The sequence below is a fragment of the Pseudomonas sp. NFACC02 genome (genome assembly GCF_900110765.1).
Lineage (GTDB): Bacteria > Pseudomonadota > Gammaproteobacteria > Pseudomonadales > Pseudomonadaceae > Aquipseudomonas.
The window spans coordinates 17919-35756 of the sequence record NZ_FOEO01000001.1 but is presented as its reverse complement, the minus strand read 5'-3'; the positions used below and the strand labels follow the sequence as shown (position 1 = coordinate 35756).

General features: G+C 60.5%; 14 protein-coding genes. 2 read left to right on the top strand and 12 right to left on the bottom strand.

Annotated elements, in window-relative coordinates:
- Window positions 1–5: 5 nt before the first annotated feature.
- The 3 genes from BMY73_RS00160 to BMY73_RS00150 are packed head-to-tail and all read right to left on the bottom strand — an operon-like array spanning window position 6 to window position 3687.
- Entirely contained in the window at window positions 6–1073 is a 1068-nt protein-coding gene (locus BMY73_RS00160) for an ABC transporter ATP-binding protein (protein ID WP_092404062.1), read from the bottom strand.
- A complete protein-coding gene (locus BMY73_RS00155; RefSeq protein ID WP_092404060.1) occupies window positions 1070–2638 on the bottom strand; it encodes an ABC transporter permease in 1569 nt (522 codons plus the stop codon). The genes BMY73_RS00160 and BMY73_RS00155 overlap by 4 nt, the downstream gene beginning before the upstream one ends.
- Window positions 2639–2679: 41 nt before the next feature.
- Entirely contained in the window at window positions 2680–3687 is a 1008-nt protein-coding gene (locus BMY73_RS00150) for an iron ABC transporter substrate-binding protein (RefSeq protein ID WP_092404058.1), read from the bottom strand.
- 357 nt (window positions 3688–4044) lie between these two features.
- Between BMY73_RS00150 and BMY73_RS00145 the strand changes: the two genes are divergently transcribed.
- The gene (locus tag BMY73_RS00145) at window positions 4045–5349 is read left to right on the top strand and encodes a sensor histidine kinase (RefSeq protein WP_062381509.1); all 1305 of its coding nucleotides are present in this window, start codon (window positions 4045–4047) and stop codon (window positions 5347–5349) included.
- Here the strand turns inward: BMY73_RS00145 and BMY73_RS00140 are convergent.
- Complete coding sequence (locus tag BMY73_RS00140) at window positions 5309–6157, bottom strand: phosphatase PAP2 family protein (protein ID WP_092404698.1); 849 nt, start codon at window positions 6155–6157, stop codon at window positions 5309–5311. The genes BMY73_RS00145 and BMY73_RS00140 overlap by 41 nt on opposite strands.
- Before the next feature lie 672 nt (window positions 6158–6829).
- Between BMY73_RS00140 and BMY73_RS00135 the strand changes: the two genes are divergently transcribed.
- The gene (locus BMY73_RS00135; RefSeq protein WP_371914930.1) at window positions 6830–8455 is read left to right on the top strand and encodes an ArnT family glycosyltransferase; all 1626 of its coding nucleotides are present in this window, start codon (window positions 6830–6832) and stop codon (window positions 8453–8455) included.
- A gap of 54 nt (window positions 8456–8509) precedes the next feature.
- On the opposite strand, the gene BMY73_RS00130 is transcribed toward BMY73_RS00135, so the two are convergent.
- Genes BMY73_RS00130 through arnB form a run of 8 tightly spaced genes read right to left on the bottom strand, consistent with a single transcriptional unit; the run spans window position 8510 to window position 17325 of the window.
- Window positions 8510–9904, bottom strand: a complete 1395-nt coding sequence (locus tag BMY73_RS00130) for a UDP-glucose dehydrogenase family protein (protein ID WP_092404056.1) — start codon at window positions 9902–9904, stop codon at window positions 8510–8512.
- Window positions 9901–10317, bottom strand: a complete 417-nt coding sequence (arnF, locus tag BMY73_RS00125) for a 4-amino-4-deoxy-L-arabinose-phosphoundecaprenol flippase subunit ArnF (protein ID WP_092404054.1) — start codon at window positions 10315–10317, stop codon at window positions 9901–9903. Before arnF ends, BMY73_RS00130 begins: the two co-directional genes overlap by 4 nt.
- Window positions 10314–10658, bottom strand: coding sequence for a 4-amino-4-deoxy-L-arabinose-phosphoundecaprenol flippase subunit ArnE (arnE, locus tag BMY73_RS00120; protein WP_092404052.1), 345 nt, complete (start codon window positions 10656–10658; stop codon window positions 10314–10316). Before arnE ends, arnF begins: the two co-directional genes overlap by 4 nt.
- Window positions 10655–12301 carry a lipid IV(A) 4-amino-4-deoxy-L-arabinosyltransferase gene (gene arnT, locus BMY73_RS00115; protein ID WP_092404050.1) on the bottom strand — a complete coding sequence of 549 codons (1647 nt, stop codon included), beginning with the start codon at window positions 12299–12301 and terminating at the stop codon, window positions 10655–10657. The genes arnE and arnT overlap by 4 nt, the downstream gene beginning before the upstream one ends.
- Complete coding sequence (gene arnD, locus BMY73_RS00110; protein ID WP_092404048.1) at window positions 12298–13182, bottom strand: 4-deoxy-4-formamido-L-arabinose-phosphoundecaprenol deformylase; 885 nt, start codon at window positions 13180–13182, stop codon at window positions 12298–12300. The genes arnT and arnD overlap by 4 nt, the downstream gene beginning before the upstream one ends.
- Window positions 13182–15173, bottom strand: coding sequence for a bifunctional UDP-4-amino-4-deoxy-L-arabinose formyltransferase/UDP-glucuronic acid oxidase ArnA (gene arnA, locus BMY73_RS00105; protein ID WP_092404045.1), 1992 nt, complete (start codon window positions 15171–15173; stop codon window positions 13182–13184). Before arnA ends, arnD begins: the two co-directional genes overlap by 1 nt.
- Window positions 15170–16180, bottom strand: a complete 1011-nt coding sequence (gene arnC, locus BMY73_RS00100) for an undecaprenyl-phosphate 4-deoxy-4-formamido-L-arabinose transferase (protein ID WP_062381521.1) — start codon at window positions 16178–16180, stop codon at window positions 15170–15172. Before arnC ends, arnA begins: the two co-directional genes overlap by 4 nt.
- Complete coding sequence (gene arnB / locus BMY73_RS00095; RefSeq protein ID WP_092404043.1) at window positions 16177–17325, bottom strand: UDP-4-amino-4-deoxy-L-arabinose aminotransferase; 1149 nt, start codon at window positions 17323–17325, stop codon at window positions 16177–16179. The genes arnC and arnB overlap by 4 nt, the downstream gene beginning before the upstream one ends.
- Window positions 17326–17838 lie beyond the last annotated feature (513 nt).

The following is a 17838-nucleotide window of genomic DNA, read 5'->3' as shown; positions in this document are numbered from 1 at the left end:
CACCGTCACAGCACATGGGCCTCGCCTGCCGTCGACAGCCTTACGGTACTGCCGAGGGGTGGGATGTTGATGCCGGGGTTGCGCACATTGAGCGTGCGATGGGGGATCTGTTCGCCGCCAGCGGTCGTTCTGGCGGCGAGCTCCAGCGTCAGGATGCAAGAGCTGCCGGTGAAATCGATGTCCGTCACGCGCCCGACGCTGTAGGGGCCCGTCTCGGTGGCGTCGTGGGTGACGACGGTCAGTTGTTCAGGACGCAGGAGGATTTGTACGGCACCTTGCCGTCGCGGTTTGAGCACCGGTACCGAGCCCAGTTCGCAGGTGGCGATGTCGCCCTCGACCCACGCAGGCAAGATGATCGCTTCGCCCAGAAAAACAGCCGTCTCCTCGTCGATGGGGTGGCGGTACAGAGCCATCGGGGACCCTGCCTGCACCAGTCTGCCTTGACGCATGACCGCCAGTTGATCGGCAAATGACAGCGCCTCCGCTTGATCGTGAGTCACCAGGATCGTGGTGATGCCCGCGTCCGACAACAGTTTGCTGACCGCCTTGCGCATGCTGCTGCGCAGGCCGGTGTCGAGCGCCGAAAAAGGCTCATCGAGGAGCATGATGCCGGGATTTTGCGCCAATGCCCGGGCCAGCGCGACACGCTGCTGCTGACCGCCCGAGAGTTCATGTGGCCAACGTTCGCCCATTGACTCATCGAGCGAAACCATCTCCAGCAATTCGGTAATGCGCCGGCGTCTGAGCGTGCGATCACCCGACAGGCCGAAACCGATGTTGGCAGCCACCGACAGGTGAGGGAACAACGCACCATCCTGCGGTACATAGCCGATGTTGCGCAGGTGCGCCGGAACCGCGCGGGTTTCATCGACCATCCAGTCGCCCTGCAGGGCAATGCGTCCGCGGTCCGGGAATTCAAAGCCTGCGATCATCCTCAATAACGTGGTCTTGCCCGATCCTGACGGGCCGACAATGGCGGTGCGACTGCCTGCAGGAATTGACAGGCTGACGTTGTTCAGTGCCGGCACATGACCGAAGGATTTATAAAGCGCGTGCAGCTCAAGAGCGTTCATCGGCCTGCCGTACGTTTGGATTGGTGATAGAGAAGGGCGGTCAGCGGTAACGACAGCAGAACCATAATCAGCGCATACGGCGCGGCGGCGGCATAGTCGATCTCACTGGTCATGGCCCAGAATCCGGTCGCCAGGGTGCGTGTGCCGCTGGGCGACAGAAGCAGGGTGGCGGTCAGCTCATTGGTGATGGCCAGAAACACCAGCGCGGCGCCGGCTGCTGCGCCGGGCGCGGCCAGACGCAAGGTGATCAGCCAGAGGGTTTGAGTCGGCGTGCGGCCGAGGCTGCGTGCGATGTTCTCCAGCTCGACCGGTGCCTGGGCAATGCCCGCGCGCAGACTGACCAAGGCGCGGGGCAGGAACATCAGCAGGTACGCCAGCAGTACGGTGATCACGGTCTGATAGATCGGTCGTGCCACCTTGATGGTGATGGTCACCAGCGCCAGCGCGACCACGATGCCCGGCAACGAACTGGTGATGTAGTTGCAGCTTTCCATCAGGCGGTTGAAACGACTGGGTGCGCGAATCGACAGCCAGGCGATGGGGAACGCAGCGGCTGTGATCAAGACCGCGCCGACGGACGCCAGCATCAGGGTTTGCTGCACAGCGTCCAGCAACCCGTCTTGCTGCCAGGCTTCGCTGCCACCGGCGATCAGCCATTTCGCCAAGGTCATAAGCGGCACCCCCAGCGCCAGCGCAGACAGGCTAAACGGCAATGACAGGCACAATACGGTGGCCGTTTTCGACAATCTCCAGAGCTGCGGTTGGCGTGCGCTGCCTGATCCCACACGGGCGTAACGCGCATGGCCTCGGGCGGCCGACTCCAGTGTCAGCAACAACAGACACAGCAGTGCCAATACCCCTGCAAGCATGTTCGCAGCAGGGCCGTTAAAGGATGACTGGAACTGGTCGAAAATCGCCGTGGTGAAGGTGTCAAACCGAATCATCGCGAACAGGCCGTACTCTGCGAGCAGGTGCAGTCCGATCAGCAACGAACCCCCGCAGATCGCCAGCCGCAGCTGCGGTAACACGATGCGCACAAACACCGACAGCGGTTTGAGTCCAAGGGATTGACCCACGTCCTCGATGGCCGGATCCAGTCGCCGCAAGGTGGCGGCGATGGGCAGGTAAAGAAAGGGGAAGTACGCCAGCACGGACACCAGCACGGCACCCGTTAACCCGTGCATCGAGGGCACCAGACTGACCCATGCGTAGCTGTGGACGAAGGCCGGAACAGCGATGGGCGCGGTGGCGAGCAGAGACCATAGCCGACGTCCCGGCAAATCGCTGCGCTCCGTCAGCCAGGCCACAGCCACCGACAGTACGATGCACAGCGGCAGCGTGATCAGCACCAGCATCAAGGTGTTGAGCAAGAGCTCCGCGACCCGGGGGCGAAACACCAGCTGGACGATGCTGTCCCAGCCGCTCTGAATCGCGATGAAAATCACGAAACCCAAGGGCAGCAGCGCCAGCAGCGAGATCAGCCATGAGCTGCCGGTGATCCAGGCCGCAAAATGCCGACCCTGCTGACGCCCGCGCGGAACCCCCGTGAGCGCAGAGCCGGTCACGGGGGCGTTAACCGTCGGGGAAAGACGTTCCAGTTGCACCGTCAGAGCAGCCCCGCCTGGGTCATCAGGTCTACGACCTTTTTACTGTCCAGCTTCGACGCATCGACGACCGGCGCATCGAGTTCGGCCAGCGGCGTCAACTGTGGATTGGAGGCCGCACCCTGGCCGACGGCGTATTCAAAGGACTTGCCGTCCTTGAGTACCGCCTGACCGTCTTTGCCGGTGATCCATTTGATGAACGCCTGCGCCTGCTCCTGATGCTTGCTGGAGGCCAGCACACCACCACCGGAAATGCTCACGAACGCGCCCGGGTCCTGGTGCTTGAAGTAGTGAAGGGCGGTGTTCTTGCTGTTTTCGCCGGTCTTGGATTGATCGACGAAGCTGTAATAGTGAAAAATCACGCCGCTGTCGACCTGACCGGCATTCACTGCCTTGAGCACGGCGCTGTTACCACGATACGCCGTGAAGTTGGCTTTCATGCCTTTGAGCCATTGCAGGGTTGTCGCTTCGCCTTTGAGCGCCAGCATGCCGCCGACGATGGCCTGGAAGTCAGCACCAGCGGGCGATGCAGCCCAGCGTCCTTTCCAGCTCGGGTCAGCCAGATCGAGGATCGACCTGGGCAGTTGAGCCTGAGTCAGTTTGTCCTTGTTGTAGACGAACACCGTCGAGCGCGCCGCGATGCCGACCCAGTTGCCATGGGCCGGGCGGTACGCCGAGGCAACCTGCGACAGTGTCGACGGCGCGATCGGGGCGAACAGACCGGCACCGTCGACAAGCACCATGGACGGGGAGTTCTCAGTGAGGAAGACATCGGCCGGGGACGCCTTACCTTCCTGAACGATCTGGTTCGCCATCTCGGTGTCATCGCCATTGCGCAATGTCACCTTGATGCCGGTCTGTTTGGTAAAGCCCTCGACCCAGGCTTTGGTCAATCCTTCATGCTGGGCGTTGTACACGACGAGGCCGTCGTCGGCCCATGCACTGATGCTGGAGCAAGTCATGGCAGCGAGCAGAAGCGCTTTGAAGAAGGTGGGTCTGTGAAGCGTCATGGTCAGGATTCCCGAGCAGGGGGTAGAGGGATCAATCCGTTTAAACGTCCAGAAAGGCGTGTTGCGCCCGTCCGCTCAATGCGAATCATTAGCGCATGCGAGGGAATGGCAAATTAATGTCGGGAATGAGAAAAAATCGTGAAAACCGTGTGGCCTTCTCGTCATTAGAAACCTTTGTACGGCCGTGTCCGTGTCGCTGACCGTTTTCGGGACGTTTGAATATGCGGACGCAGCGCGGGCGTCAGTTGCGCTGTTGAGCAGAACATCGGCCAATTAACGAAACCATGACATCGCGCCCCCAATAATGAGCGGCAATAGAAGCAGTGCGGACACCGGCACGGATATGTACGAAAACTGATGGATATCAAACCCAGCCTTAAACAACGGATCGTGATTGTCTTTGCCCTGATGAGCGCGTTAGTGGCGGGTGTGTTCGCGGTGGGCATTATCGCCACCGTCCACATTGTCGAGACCCGACTCACCACCATCAGCCTGGGCGGCAATCTGCATCGTTTGCTCAAGCAAGATCGCATCGAAGACTGGCACCATCGTCCGGATAAAGACGAATTGTTCTACGCCGAAGACGGGATTGGCGATGTGGCGATGAGCGATGACCTGAAAGAGTTGAAACCCGGCTTTCAGGAATTTTTCCGGGGCAAGAAAGCCTACTACGCCATGGTCGAGTCTGTCGGCGGACGACGCTACGTTTTGCTACGCGACCAGCGCAAATTCGAAAAGCGCGAACGCATTCTGTTCGCGGTGGTGCTGGTGGGGTTCATGCTCAGTGTGTTACTCGCGGTACTCCTCGGGCGCTTGCTCGCTTCGCGGGTCATGGCGCCGGTTTCGCGTCTGGCCGGGCAGGTTCGGCACAGGGACCAATTGCTCGAACTGGCGCCGACGCTGGCGGACGATTACGCACGGGACGAAGTCGGTGCGCTGGCGAAATCGTTTGACGAGACACTTGGCCGACTGCGAGCTGCGCTAGGGCGGGAAAAACTGTTCACCAGTGACGTCAGTCATGAATTGCGCACACCGCTGATGGTGCTCGCGACCTCCTGCGAGCTGTTGCTGGAATACCCAGCTCTTGACGAGCGTTCGCGCACTCAGGTGCAGCGCATCAGCAAGGCGACCGCAGGCATGAACCAACTGGTCGAGACATTCCTGCTGCTGGCGCGCACGGAAGGCAAACGTACCTCCGAGGGGCAGGGTTCGACCATTGCGCGGATGGCCGATGAGCTGGTCGAGGTATGGCGCCAGCCGATCGAGGAAAAAGGGCTGGCGTTTATCTATGTGTCGTCCATCGACTCGCCGGGGAATGCTGGGAGCAGGCTGTACAACGCGGCGTTGCTGCGCTCGGTCATGGGTAATCTGCTGCGCAACGCCTGGCATTACACCGATCACGGCTTCATCCGCCTGACCCTGACCGATCAGGGGTTCAGCGTCGAGGACAGCGGTATCGGGATTCCGGAAGAGAAGCGGCAGGCGATGTTTCAACCTTTCGTGCGCGGTGACGAGCAGCGCGGGGAAGGGCTGGGACTGGGGCTGTCACTGGTCCAGCGCATCTGCGCCAATCAGCGCTGGACAGTGACATTGACCAGCCGGGAGCCCGCCGGGTGTTGTTTTACAGTTTTGCTGGAGCTCCCAGGGGCGTTGCCGGTGTAACGTTCAGCGTTCGCTCTGGATGTAGCTCAATCGTCGGATCCAGTCGGGCCCGGCCATAGAACACCATCGCGGTGAGGAACATCGAGAACCACACGATGATGCCCGCCCATGGCGTGTGCGACATGAAGTGCCAGCCCTGAAACACTCGCGTCGTGCCGTACACGGTGCCCAGGATCAGCGAGAACGCCAGCACCTTGCGGGCATGGCGCCAACGGTAACGACGCGCAACGAAGAACAACGCCATCATCGTGAAGCCGCCAGAGGCGTGGCCGCCCGGCCAGCAGCGCCCTTTACCGGCGTCGTGCAGCAGGTTGAAGTTCTCGTACCACTCTTTCTGCTGTTCGGTCCCGCCATACAACGTGGTTTCCACGGGGCAGTAGATGCTGGTGTGGCTTTTGAAGTAGTGAATCGCCCCCGTGGTGATGGAGAACGACAACACCACGAATAGCAGGTCGCGACGATGGCGGGTGAGAAAACGCAAGGCCGGGGCGATGCGCACCGTCTCCAGCCAGGCCATCATCCGGGCGTGCTTCTCTGCCCTGAAACGCGGCCACAAAAATGAAAGAAGCGCCCCGATGATTGCCGCTTCACCTGTCCAGTTGGGGATGATCCTGGCCCATTTGTGCGTAATGGTCTCGAACAGTTTGCTGTGCTGCAGCGGGAAAGCCTGTGTGCTGGCGTTGTATATCCAGTTGCTGAACCTGACGTCTAGCCCCGTCAGGTCGAAGCTGACGAACACCACGAGCGCCAGAAGCAAGGGAATACCGACGTAATTGAAGTAAAAGCGGTTTCTGCTGTTTTGCACGATCACAGGTTCCGATGGGGTTTTTGGATGACAGGGTCGAGGCCCGGCGGGGCAATTGCGCCTTGCAACGCGCTATGCCCAATCTTGCACGTCGGCAAACACCCCGGCAGATGAGCTCGGTGAATGTTCGGCGGCTGGCGGGCGCGTCACGAACACCCTCCCGGCGAGCACGGCGAGATGTCGATGTCTCTGGGCCGCGAGGGTAAGGGGAGAGGAGTCAACAGCAGGTGAAGTCCTTGTGAAAACGGCTTTCACATATATCCGGGCGGTTCATGTCAATGTGGGCAAATACAGCCGCCGTTCAACACGGTTCATCAATAATGGCAGGCACGTCGTGTTCAGTTTCAGCAACGCGGACGATGCAGCGAAGATGCGCTCGCGCGGCATGAACAATCGCGGTCCATACCTTTTGATCGGGAATAAGACTGTCATTGTTCAACGCTATATCGGGGCGGGCCAGTACGTTGAAAGACCGCAGTGTCTATGCCGTATTTCCTTGTGCGGCTTACTGTTGTTTTCTGCATTGGGCAATGGGCAGTGACAGGACTTCGGCGGCAAGGCGAGGCAAGTTGATCTTCGCGTAGATAAGCATTGAAAGTGGGCAGGTAGTCGGTGACCGTGTCTATTATTTCGTCAGCCGTTGAACGTTCAGTGGCAGGACATCAGGAGTTTGTGTTGACATCGATCGCTTCGGAATTTTTGTCGGGTGTTACGCCGGCGCGTGCCAGGCGTCAGGCCTGGACCGCCGGTGGGCTGGCGTTTCTTCTGTTCATTGCCGCCAGTTGGCACCTGAGTATCGTTGGCTTCGACTCACGTTTCGTGTTGTTCGCTCAGGAAATGTTGCGCCACGGACCGGGCTTTTTTCCCACCACCTACGGCGAGCCTTACCCGGATTATTCGGCGTTTTCGACCTGGCTGATTTATCTGTTTTCCTTACCGTTTGGGGAAGTGACCAGTCTGACGGCGTGGCTGCCCACCTGCGTGGCATCGGCGGTCACGGTGGGGTTGATGTACCGCCTGTTGGCACCGTATTCGCGACGCTGGGCGTGGTTGAGCATTGCGTTTTTATTGCTGACCAACACGTTTATCACCGAAACCCGGGCGGTCTCCCTGGACCAGATGCTCGCGACGGTGTCTTTCTGTGTGTTCTATCTGGCGTATGCGGCGGATCATTTCGGCTCAGCACGGAGGCTGTGGGCGGTGTTCGCGCTGCTCGTGCTGGGGTTTGCGATTCGGGGGCCCATCGGCGTCGTCGTGCCGGCCGGCGTGATGTGCAGTTACTACGCCTTGAACCTGCAATGGCGGCGGTTGTGGTGGTTCGGGCTGGCTGCACTGGCGCTGTTGGTGGCGTGTACGCTGGTTCTGTTGCTGTTGGCGCGGCTCAGTGGCGGTGAGGCATTGCTGGCCGAGGTGCTGCGCATGCAGATCACTTCGCGTATGGACGGCACTGAGGGCAGCAGTCCGCTGCTTTGGTATTTCGGCAGTTCGCTGGGCAACTATGCCTTGGCGTACCCGATGGCGCTCGTGGTGCTGGCGGCGGTGGGCGTCACCGGCCAGCGGTCGACCAGTGCCGCCTTGCACCTGCTGTATCTGGCGGCATTCGCCGGTCTGGTGGTGATGGTCGGACTGTCCGTGCCGCAAGCGAAAAAGGCCCGCTACATCCTGCCGATGCTGCCGATGGCAGCGATCATTGCGGCGTATCCGTTTCAGGTTCGCACCGGGCGCGTCTTCGGGTGGCTACGAGCGTTGACGCTGACGCTGTGCTGCTTCATTCCCGGGGTATTGTTCGCCGCGTTGCTGGCGGTGCGTCCGCGTTTTCCGGAAGCGCTGAGCGATATCGGTTCTGTGCTGGTTGCCCTCGGCCTGTTGCAACTGATCGCCTTGCCCCTGTTGATGCGCCCACGCTTGTGGTTGTACGGGCTTCCGGCGTGTGCGGTGCTGGCGGTCTGGATCAGCTACATCGGCGTTTTCGAGAAAGCGGAGCGCACACTCTACGACACGCGTCACTTCACCCAGGCGGTGCGTCAGGTGACACAAGCCGACAACGCGTTACTGGTGTTGCATTCGATGGGCAAAGACGCCAAGGCCATCAAGTTCATGGTCAACGTCGATCAGGACCTGCTGCCGCAGTTCACCGAAACACCGGAACAACTGAGCGCGGTGCAGGGACCGGCGGATGTGGTGATGAGCAACAACGATTTTCAGCGATTGCAGGGCACGCCGTTAGGCGCCTTGCCGGTGTTGCTCAGCGGTCGGTTCGACAAGGAAGAGTACGTACTGCTGCGGTTACCGGCGCCATGACCGCACGGTAGCGCAAAAGCGCGGCCTGACTGACCAGGCCGCGCGGTATGGGGCTTACACCGCGTGGTGGTTGGCCAGCAGTTCGTAAGGCACCCACAGTTGTTGCGGAATGGGCAAGCTGCAGGAGTCACCCCGGCCAATCGGGAAGTACTGGAAGCCGCGCTTGGCCAGACGCTCGGTGTCATACAGGTTGCGGCCGTCGAAGATGACCGGTGACTTGAGCCGCTGTTGAATCAGGTCGAAGTCCGGTGCCTTGAACTGCTGCCATTCGGTACAGACGATCAGGGCGTCGGCCCCCAACAACACCGATTCCGGCGTGCCCATCAGGATCAGGTTGGGTTGCTCGCCGTACAAGCGCTGGGTTTCCTGCATGGCTTCGGGGTCAAACGCGCGAACGGTGGCGCCTGCGGCCCACAGCGATTCCATCAGCACACGACTCGGTGCATCGCGCATATCGTCGGTGTTCGGTTTGAATGCCAGCCCCCACAGCGCGAAGGTCTTGCCCTTGAGTTCGCCCTTGTAGAACGCGTTAATGCGGTCGAACAGCTTGTTCTTCTGCCGCTCGTTGATGTCCTCGACCACATTGAGCAGATCGTTCGAGCAGCCGGCTTCCCGCGCACTGTGAATCAACGCGCGAATGTCCTTGCCGAAGCACGAGCCGCCATAGCCACAGCCTGGGTAGATGAAGTCATAACCGATCCGTGAGTCGGCACCGATGCCCAGGCGCACGGATTCGACATCGGCACCCAGGTGCTCGGCCAGCTCGGCAATCTGGTTGATGAAGCTGATCTTGGTCGCCAGCATGCAGTTGGCCGCATACTTCGTCAGTTCCGCGCTGCGCAGGTCCATGAACATGATGCGTTCATGGTTGCGGTTGAACGGGGCGTAGAGTTCGCGCATGACAGGGAACACGTCCGGGTTGCCACAGCCGATGACGATGCGATCGGGGCGGCGGCAGTCCTTGACTGCCGAGCCTTCCTTGAGGAATTCGGGGTTGGACACGATATCGAATTTCAGCAGCGGGGCCGACTGGCGCAGGCTCTGCTCGATGTGGCCGCGCAACGCGTCGCCGCTGCCCACCGGCACTGTCGACTTTTCAACAATGATCACCGGGGTCTCGCGGTGGCGAGCGATGGCGTCGCCGACCGCAAAGAACCCGCTCAGGTCAGCGGAGCCATCGGGTCGGGAAGGTGTACCCACCGCGATGAACAACACTTCGCCATGCTCCACCGCGCGTTTCTCGTCGGTGGTGAAGTGCAAGCGTCCGGCTTCCAGGTTCTCGCGAACCAGATTTTCCAGACCGGGTTCGTAAATGGTCACATGGCCTTTGCTCAGTTGCTCGACCTTGGCCGGGTCAATGTCCATGCACACCACGTCGTGGCCAACCTCAGCCAACACGGTCGCCTGCACCAGACCCACATAACCGCTACCGAAGACGCTTATTTTCATCGGGAAAGCTCCTTGTCACTGTTACTGCCGTTGTCGCAGCTACGCCGGAAATTGATCGTCACCACGCCGAGCACGATCAGGGTGACTCCCACCGTTCGAGGAGCGGTGAGTGTCTCGTTGAAAAAGGGGAGCAGCGCCGCCAGTACGTACACCGCTGCGTAGCTGATGCTGAGCAGCGAATAGGCGCGGCTCAGGGGCATATCACGCAGGGCGCCGAGCCAGCAGAGCATGGACAGGGCGTATGCAGCGATCGCGGCTATCACCACGCTGAGTGCTACAGCGTCGACTTGTTGCGCTGCCAGCCATTGGGCAGGGTGTGGCAGGCGTTGCATGCTCCAGCGCATGCCCAGCTGTGCTGCGCTGACCAGCAATACGCTGCCCATGGCCAGACTCAGGCCGCGGCGCGCGTTCACGCCTGGCGCCCCAGCAAGACAACACCCACCAGAATGAGCGCCACGCCGAACCAGTGACGACGGTCGACGGGCTCTTTGAACATATAACGTCCGGTCAAGGTGACAAGGACGAAATTCAGCGCCAGCATGGGGTAAGCAACGCCTACGTCCATGCGCTGCAGTACCAACAGCCACAGCAGCAGGCCTGCGCCCAGGCACGCCAGTGCCAGCCACAACCAGCCGCTTCTCAGTGCGGTGCCAACGCCGGGGAAGGTGTGCCCCCAGCGTTCGATGGTCAGCTTCTGCGCAATCTGGCCCAGGCACGTGAGCAGGCAGGCGCAAAGCAACAGGACCACCGTCATGACGGCGTCCTGTCGAAGATCAGGATCGTCAGGTTGCCTTCTTCATAACGTTTGCCATCCTGCGGCAGCAGGCTGAATCCGTAGGCGTCATCGTCCGAGTTGCCACGCATTACTACCGCGACAGAACCCTGCTGACGTGCCTTGGTCATCCACGCCTGAACCTGTTTCCAGTTGACCTCCCTGGGCGTCGGTTGTGGGTAGCCGAGCCCGTACTCCAGTTCGCCACGGGTGTCGTAAAGCACCACATCATTGCGTTTGAGGCGCCATGACAGCGCGGCCGCCGCGCCCAGGTCGTTGCTGAGCAGGTGGGTGGCAGCGCTCAGTTCGTCCAAGTGGTGAGCCACGAACTGGTCGGGCGTCTTGTTGGAAACAATGCTGCCGGGCAAGGCCGCCGGTATTAACGCAATGGTCAACCAGCTGCCCAGCGCTGGCATCAGCCAGAACCGCCGGGGCTGGGCGCCCTGCAGCGCATTGGTCACGATCCAGCCCAGCAACACCACCACCGCCAGGATCAGGTGCTGAGGCTCCTGCTCATACACCGATTTTTTGAACTGGATAAACACCAGCGCAGCCAGCGCAATCACGCCCAAAGCGCTGTTGAACAGGCCATTGATGCGCAACGCGGTGGTTTTTCCGGCGTTCTGGGCTTCGACGAGCGCATGCCCCATCAGCAGGGCCAATGGCATCAGGCAAGGCAAAATGTAGGTCGGTAGCTTGCCTTTGCTCAGGCTCAGAAAAGCCAGCGGCAGGACCAGCCACATCAGCAGAAACCCGCTGTGGCTCAGGCTCCTCTGGTCCCAGGCCTGCTTGAGGGTGCCGGGTAACAACAAGGCCCAAGGTACGCAAGCGCCGACCAGCAGCGGCAAGTAGTACCACCATGGCTGGGCGTGCTGAGCATCTTCACCGGCGAAGCGACGGATGTGTTCATGCCAGAAGAAGAACCGCCAGAAGTCAGGTTCCCGGGCCTGCACCGTCAATGCCCACGGCAGGCACACCAGCACGGCGACGATGATGGCCAGCGGGCCGAAAGTCAGCAGCTCGCGCAAGCGTCGCTGCCAGATCATGTAGGGCAGGGCGATGATCACCGGCAAGGCCCAGGCCAGAAATCCCTTGGTCATGAAACCCATGCCGCAAGCAAAACCGAGCACCGCCCAGCACAGTAACCGCTGGCGCCCGACGCTGTGGATGGCGAACCAGAAGGCAACCAGCGTCAGGTTCACCCAGAGGGTGAATTGCGGGTCAAGATTGGCATAGCCGGATTGCCCCGCCACCAGTACGAAACTCATGAACAGCAGCGCACTCGCGAAACGCTTCTGAGGGTCGGCCCAGAGGCGTCCCGCGATCAGCCAGGTCAAGAGTACGCTCAAACCTGTGGTCAACGCGGAAACGAAACGCACGCCGAACAGGTTCTCACCGAACACCGCCTGCGCCGCCGCAATCAGCCAATAGCCCGCAGCGGGCTTCTCGAAATAGCGCAGCCCCATGAAATGAGGCGCGGCCCAATTGCCACTGTGCAGCATTTCCTGGCTGATCTGGGCGTAGCGGGTTTCATCGGGAATCCACAGGCCGTGAGTGCCCAACGGCAGCAGATACGCGAGCAAGAACGCGGCGAACAGCAACGCGATGTTCTGATGGCGGCTCATGGTTGCTGCACTCCCAGCCAGCCTTCACGTCCGTCCAGCGCCCCGCGAACCAGGTGCCCCTGCGCGATCGCCTCGAGGTCATCAGGTAGCAGACTGCCCAGCGGTTGGAACTGTATGCGGTGGGTCTTTGCCTGAACGAGCAGATGGCGGAAATGATCGGCCATGGCGATGCCTTCCACCTCTGCGTGCACGGTGTAGACGTTCAGCTTCGCAGGGCTGAACTGACGCAGCAGGTACGCATTGAACGCGCGGGCATCCAGTCGAGGGCCGACGACTTCATCGAAGGTTGGCAGGTCCACGGGAATCTGAGGCGTGCCAGGCTGACCGTCCGCGAGCAACGGACGAAACAGCCCGTAGCCTCGACAATCGCTGTTGTAGCGAAAGCCAAAACCTTGTTTGGCTTGCACCACGCGTTCATCCGCACGCCATCCGGCGGCGGCTGAGCAGGTGACGGGATTGCCGAGAATGTCACTCAGGCAATCCACGCCACAGGCAATCTGGCTCGTCAGTTGGTTGGGCGTCCAGGTGCCCGCATTAGCTTGCCAGCCATGGTGATCCCAGGCGTGCAGGCCGATCTCGTGACCGGCGTTCTGGGCACGACGCATCAACGGCCCCAGATCGCGGCCGATGGGTTTGCCGGGCCAGGCAGTGCCGGCCAGCAAGATGTCCCATCCATACAGACTGGCGGCTTTGGACCGCAGCATTTTCCAGAAAAACTGCGGCCTTGCCAGGCGCCACAGATGACGGCCCATGTTGTCCGGACCGACGCTGAAAAAGAACGTGGCTTTGACCTGTGCTTCGTCCAGCAGGTCGAGCAGACGCGGCACGCCGTCCCGCGTTCCGCGATACGTATCGACGTCAATGCGCAAGCCTGCCTGCATCAGCTCGCTTCCGCTTTTTCAGCCATGGCTTCGCGCAGGAAAAAATCCAGCGTCTTGCCGATGGTTTCACGCAGCTCGATGGTGGGTTGCCAGTCGATCAGGCGACGCGCGTTGTCGATGCTCGGTTTGCGGTGGCTGACGTCCTGATAGCCCTTACCGTAGAAGGACTGACTTTCCACTTCCCGGAAACCGGCGAATGGAGGGAAGTTGTCACGCAGCGGGTGCGCCTCGAACTGACGCAACAGCTCTTCACCCAACTGGCGGATGCTGGCCTCGTTGTCCGGGTTGCCGATGTTGATGATTTGACCATTGCAGCGGCCATCACGGTTTTCGATGATGCGCGCCAAAGCCTCAATGCCGTCCACCACATCGGTAAAGCAGCGTTTCTGGGCGCCGCCGTCTACCAGACGGATCGGTGTGCCTTCCACCAGGTGCAGGATCAGTTGCGTGATCGCGCGCGAGCTGCCGATGCGAGCAGAGTCCAGTCGATCCAGGCGCGGCCCCATCCAGTTGAACGGACGGAACAGGGAGAACTGCAGACCTTTTTGCCCATAGGCCCAGATCACGCGGTCGAGCAACTGCTTGGAGACCGAGTAAATCCAGCGTTGTTTGTTGATCGGGCCGACCACCAGGTTCGAAGTGTCTTCGTCGAAGTTCGCGTCCTGGCACATGCCGTAGACTTCCGAGGTCGACGGGAAGATCACGCGCTTGTTGTACTTGACGCAGTAGCGGACGATTTTCAGGTTTTCTTCAAAGTCCAGCTCGAAGACGCGCAACGGGTTGCGGGTGTATTCGATCGGGGTGGCGATGGCCACCAGCGGCAGTACCACGTCGCATTTCTTGATGTGGTATTCGATCCATTCGGTGTGGATGCTGATGTCGCCTTCGATGAAGTGGAAATTGGGGTGGCTGCGCAGGCGCTCGATGGCATCGGAGCCGATGTCCATGCCGTAGACCTCGTAACGGTCATCTTTGAGCAGCCGCTCAGACAGGTGATTGCCGATGAACCCGTTGACGCCCAGGATCAGCACGCACGTACGCCGCAGTTGGCGCCGCTTCTTGCCGCCCACCAGCCGGGAGCCGTCTACCAGGCCGAACTCCCGGGCCAGTTGCGCGCCGCTCAGATAGAGCCCGTCATCGCCGCGCTGCCCGGCAGTGACCAGCAGGGAGTCCTCGCCACAGGCAATGCGCAGCGGATCACAGCTGATGACCGTACCCGGCGTCTGGCCTTCATTGCCGGACTGCACCTTCGCGCTCCAGACGATCATCTTGTGTTCGCCCACCGGACAGAATGCGCCCGGATAGGGTTGGGTGACTGCGCGCGTCAGGTTGTACAGCTGCAATGCCGACTGCTGCCAGTCGATCAATCCGTCGGCTGGCGTACGGCGGCCAAAACAGGTGGCTTTGGATTCATCTTGCTCGGTGCCTGGCAATTGTCCCTTACCCAGCAAAGGTAGGGTTTCGGACAGCAGGTCGGCAGCGCTGGCGCGCAGCTTGGCGTGCAGCGTCAGGGCGGTGTCAGTGGTACTGATGCTGACGCGCTGCTGAGCCACGATGGCGCCGGCGTCGGCCCGCTTGACCATCCGATGCAGGGTCACCCCGGTTTCGGTCTCACCGTTGACCAGCACCCAGTTGGCCGGTGCACGGCCGCGATAGCGTGGCAACAAGGAACCGTGCAGGTTGAAGCCACCGTTCCTGGCGCACGCCAGCAGGTTTTCGCTGAGCAGATGGCGGTAATAGAACGAAAAGATGAAGTCAGGTGCCAGCTTGCCGATGCGTTCGATCCACAGCGGGTGATTCGCGTCCTCAGGCGCGTGAACGGGAATGTTGTGTTGCGCGCACAGTTGTGCGACCGAGCCGAAGAAGGTCTTTTCCCTGGGGTCGTCGGCGTGGGTAAACACCGCCGAGATCTCATAGCCAGCGTTGAGCAGGGCTTCAATACCGACACAACCGATATCGTGATAGGCAAAAACAACGGCTTTGAGGCTCATGGTGCGACCTTATTCAAAATGGGAGCAGGGGCATCGACTTTCTGAGGGGTGGAAACAGGCTGGCTGCGCACGACCTTCTCGATGAAAAAACGTGGGCGCGCGCGAACATCGCTGTACATGCGCCCCAGGTATTCGCCAAGCAGGCCCATGCCGATGAACTGTCCGCCGGTAAAGACGAACAGCACCGCGAACAGGACGAAGGTGCCGTGTCCCGCCCATGGCGCGCCGAAGATCAGGCGCAGTACGATCAGCAACATCGCGAACAGCACCCCGAGAAAGGCCATGCTGAAACCGATGATGCTCAACAGCCGCAACGGCGTCGTGGTCATGCAGGTGACCAGGTCGAACATCAGATTGATGAGCTTCATCGCGCTGTATTTGGATTCCCCATGCTCGCGCTCAGCATGCATCACCTGTACTTCAGTGGTGTGACGGGCAAAACTGTTCGCCAGAATCGGGATGAAGGTGCTGCGTTCCCGGCAGGCCAGCATGGCGTCGACAATGCTGCGGCGGTAAGCACGCAACATGCAGCCGTAGTCGGTCATCGCGACGCCGGTGGAGCGCTGCACGGCCAGGTTGATGAGTTTTGAAGGCCAGCGGCGCAAGGCTGAATCCTGACGGTTGCCACGCACCGTGCCGATCACGTCGTAACCCTGCTCGGCGAGCCTGACCAGTCTCGGGATCTCTTCGGGCGGGTTTTGCAGGTCGGCGTCCAGGGTGATCACCAGGTCGCCTTTGCACTGTTCGAAGCCGGCCATGATCGCGGCGTGTTGACCGTAGTTGCGATTGAGAATGACCGCGACCACCGGGCTGCCTTCACGCTGGCTGGCGTCGAGCAGGATCTCGGCGGAGTCGTCACGACTGCCGTCGTCCACCAGAATGATTTCGCAGGGCTGGCTGACTTGTGCGCAGGCTGCTTCGGTGCGGCGCAGCAGCTCCGGCAGACTCTGTTCCTCGTTGTAGACCGGGATGACGATCGAGACGCGGTTGATGGGATACGGTTTCACGAGCGGGCTTCCACGATGGATTCAATGGCGCTGACGACGCGGTCGACATCGGCGCGGGTCATGTCAGGGAACAAGGGGATTGAACACAGCCGCGACGAATTCCATTCGGTCTCGGGCAAGTGCACCTCAGGGAATCGCTGGCGGTAGTAGCTGTGCAGGTGGGTCGCAATGAAGTGAATGCCGCTGCCGATGTTCTGAGCCTGCAGGGCTTTCATGAACGCATCGCGATCCAGGCCGCAGCGTTCTGCGTCAATGCGCAGGATGAACAGATGCCAGGCGTGGTGCTGGTCGTAGCGAGGATGCGCCAAAGGTTGAACGGGGCTGCCTGCCAGCCGTTCCAGATAATGTCCGGCCAGCTCCGCACGACGGGCGTTAAGGGTGTCCAGACGTTCAAGCTGCACCCGCGCGATGGCGGCATTGATGTCGGCCAGGTTGTACTTGAACCCCGGCTCGATCACTTCGGCCTGCGGCTTGCGGCCGTGGGTCAGGCGGTCATAGGCATCGACGCCCAGGCCATGGAATTTCAGGCGGCGAACACGATCGGCCAACTCTGGATCGTCGCTGACAAACATCGCGCCTTCGGCGCAGGTCATGTTCTTGATTGCATGAAACGAAAAGATCGCGGTGCCGGAGGCGCCGACCGGCCGGCCTTTGTAACGCGTCCCTGCAGCATGGGCAGCGTCCTCGATGACCGCAATGCCATGGCGTTCGGCCAGGGCATACAGCGGATCAAGGTCAAACGCGGCACCGGCGTAATGCACCGGAATGATGGCCTTGGTGCGGGGTGTGATGGCGCTTTCGATCAACGCGGCGTCGGTCATCAGCGTGTCGCGGTCTATGTCGACGAAAACCGGGGTCGCGCCCAACAGGCAGATCATGTTGGCGGTGGAGACCCACGTCTGCGAAGGCGTGATGACTTCATCCCCCGGACCGATGCCCAGCGCGAGCAGTGTGATGTGCATGGCACCGGTGGCAGAAGACAGCGCCACGGCCTGCTGCGCGCCGCAATGTTCGGCAAACTGCTGTTCCAGGCGCTGGCATTCCGGCCCCGTGGTAATCCACCCTGAACGCAGGACTCGGGTGGCGGCTGCCACTTCCTCATCGCCCATGCTGGGGCGGGAAAAAGGAAGAAAATCCAGACTCATGTAGACCCTCCTGCACAGTTATCGGTGTTGAAGACATTGTCGAGGCGCAAGCAAACGCGAGCTGCTTAGAGACAAGGCGCTCGTTGTTAAATAATTTCGGCCACGTGGGCGTTCAGATAAAACGGGTGCTAGCGGTGCCCGATCCTGGGTGGGTCGCATTTACTGCCCTGTTAGAGAAACGCAAGATTTGGCACTTTCTTTATCAGGATAGTAGGAGATAAATCATGAAAATTCCGTTGATAAAGTGTTGTTGTTTTATCCGAGAAGAGCAGTGAGAAAGACGTGCTCATCTTTTGTTGAAGGTGAAATGAAAAGGTCATAAATGTCGTTTAGGCTCAATAACTTTTTCTAGCGAGCCCCCGTGCTACAGGGGCTGTGGTGCATCCAGTCCTTCATCTGTCATCACCAGCGTACGCTCGCGAAGCTGAACAGGAACTGAAATGTTTAAACGTTGCGGCTAATTCTTTTTGGCAAAGGCCGGACGTGATCGCCCGCTATCGTATGACTGTTAAG

What these genes read in the sequence shown, in the direction of transcription:
- BMY73_RS00160 (WP_092404062.1), bottom strand. Translation starts at nt 1,073, where the DNA reads ATGAACGCTCTTGAGCTGCACGCGCTTTATAAATCCTTCGGTCATGTG.
- BMY73_RS00150 (WP_092404058.1), bottom strand. Translation starts at nt 3,687, where the DNA reads ATGACGCTTCACAGACCCACCTTCTTCAAAGCGCTTCTGCTCGCTGCC.
- BMY73_RS00145 (WP_062381509.1), top strand. Translation starts at nt 4,045, where the DNA reads ATGGATATCAAACCCAGCCTTAAACAACGGATCGTGATTGTCTTTGCC.
- BMY73_RS00130 (WP_092404056.1), bottom strand. Translation starts at nt 9,904, where the DNA reads ATGAAAATAAGCGTCTTCGGTAGCGGTTATGTGGGTCTGGTGCAGGCG.
- arnE (WP_092404052.1), bottom strand. Translation starts at nt 10,658, where the DNA reads ATGACGGTGGTCCTGTTGCTTTGCGCCTGCCTGCTCACGTGCCTGGGC.
- arnT (WP_092404050.1), bottom strand. Translation starts at nt 12,301, where the DNA reads ATGAGCCGCCATCAGAACATCGCGTTGCTGTTCGCCGCGTTCTTGCTC.
- arnD (WP_092404048.1), bottom strand. Translation starts at nt 13,182, where the DNA reads ATGCAGGCAGGCTTGCGCATTGACGTCGATACGTATCGCGGAACGCGG.
- arnA (WP_092404045.1), bottom strand. Translation starts at nt 15,173, where the DNA reads ATGAGCCTCAAAGCCGTTGTTTTTGCCTATCACGATATCGGTTGTGTC.
- arnB (WP_092404043.1), bottom strand. Translation starts at nt 17,325, where the DNA reads ATGAGTCTGGATTTTCTTCCTTTTTCCCGCCCCAGCATGGGCGATGAG.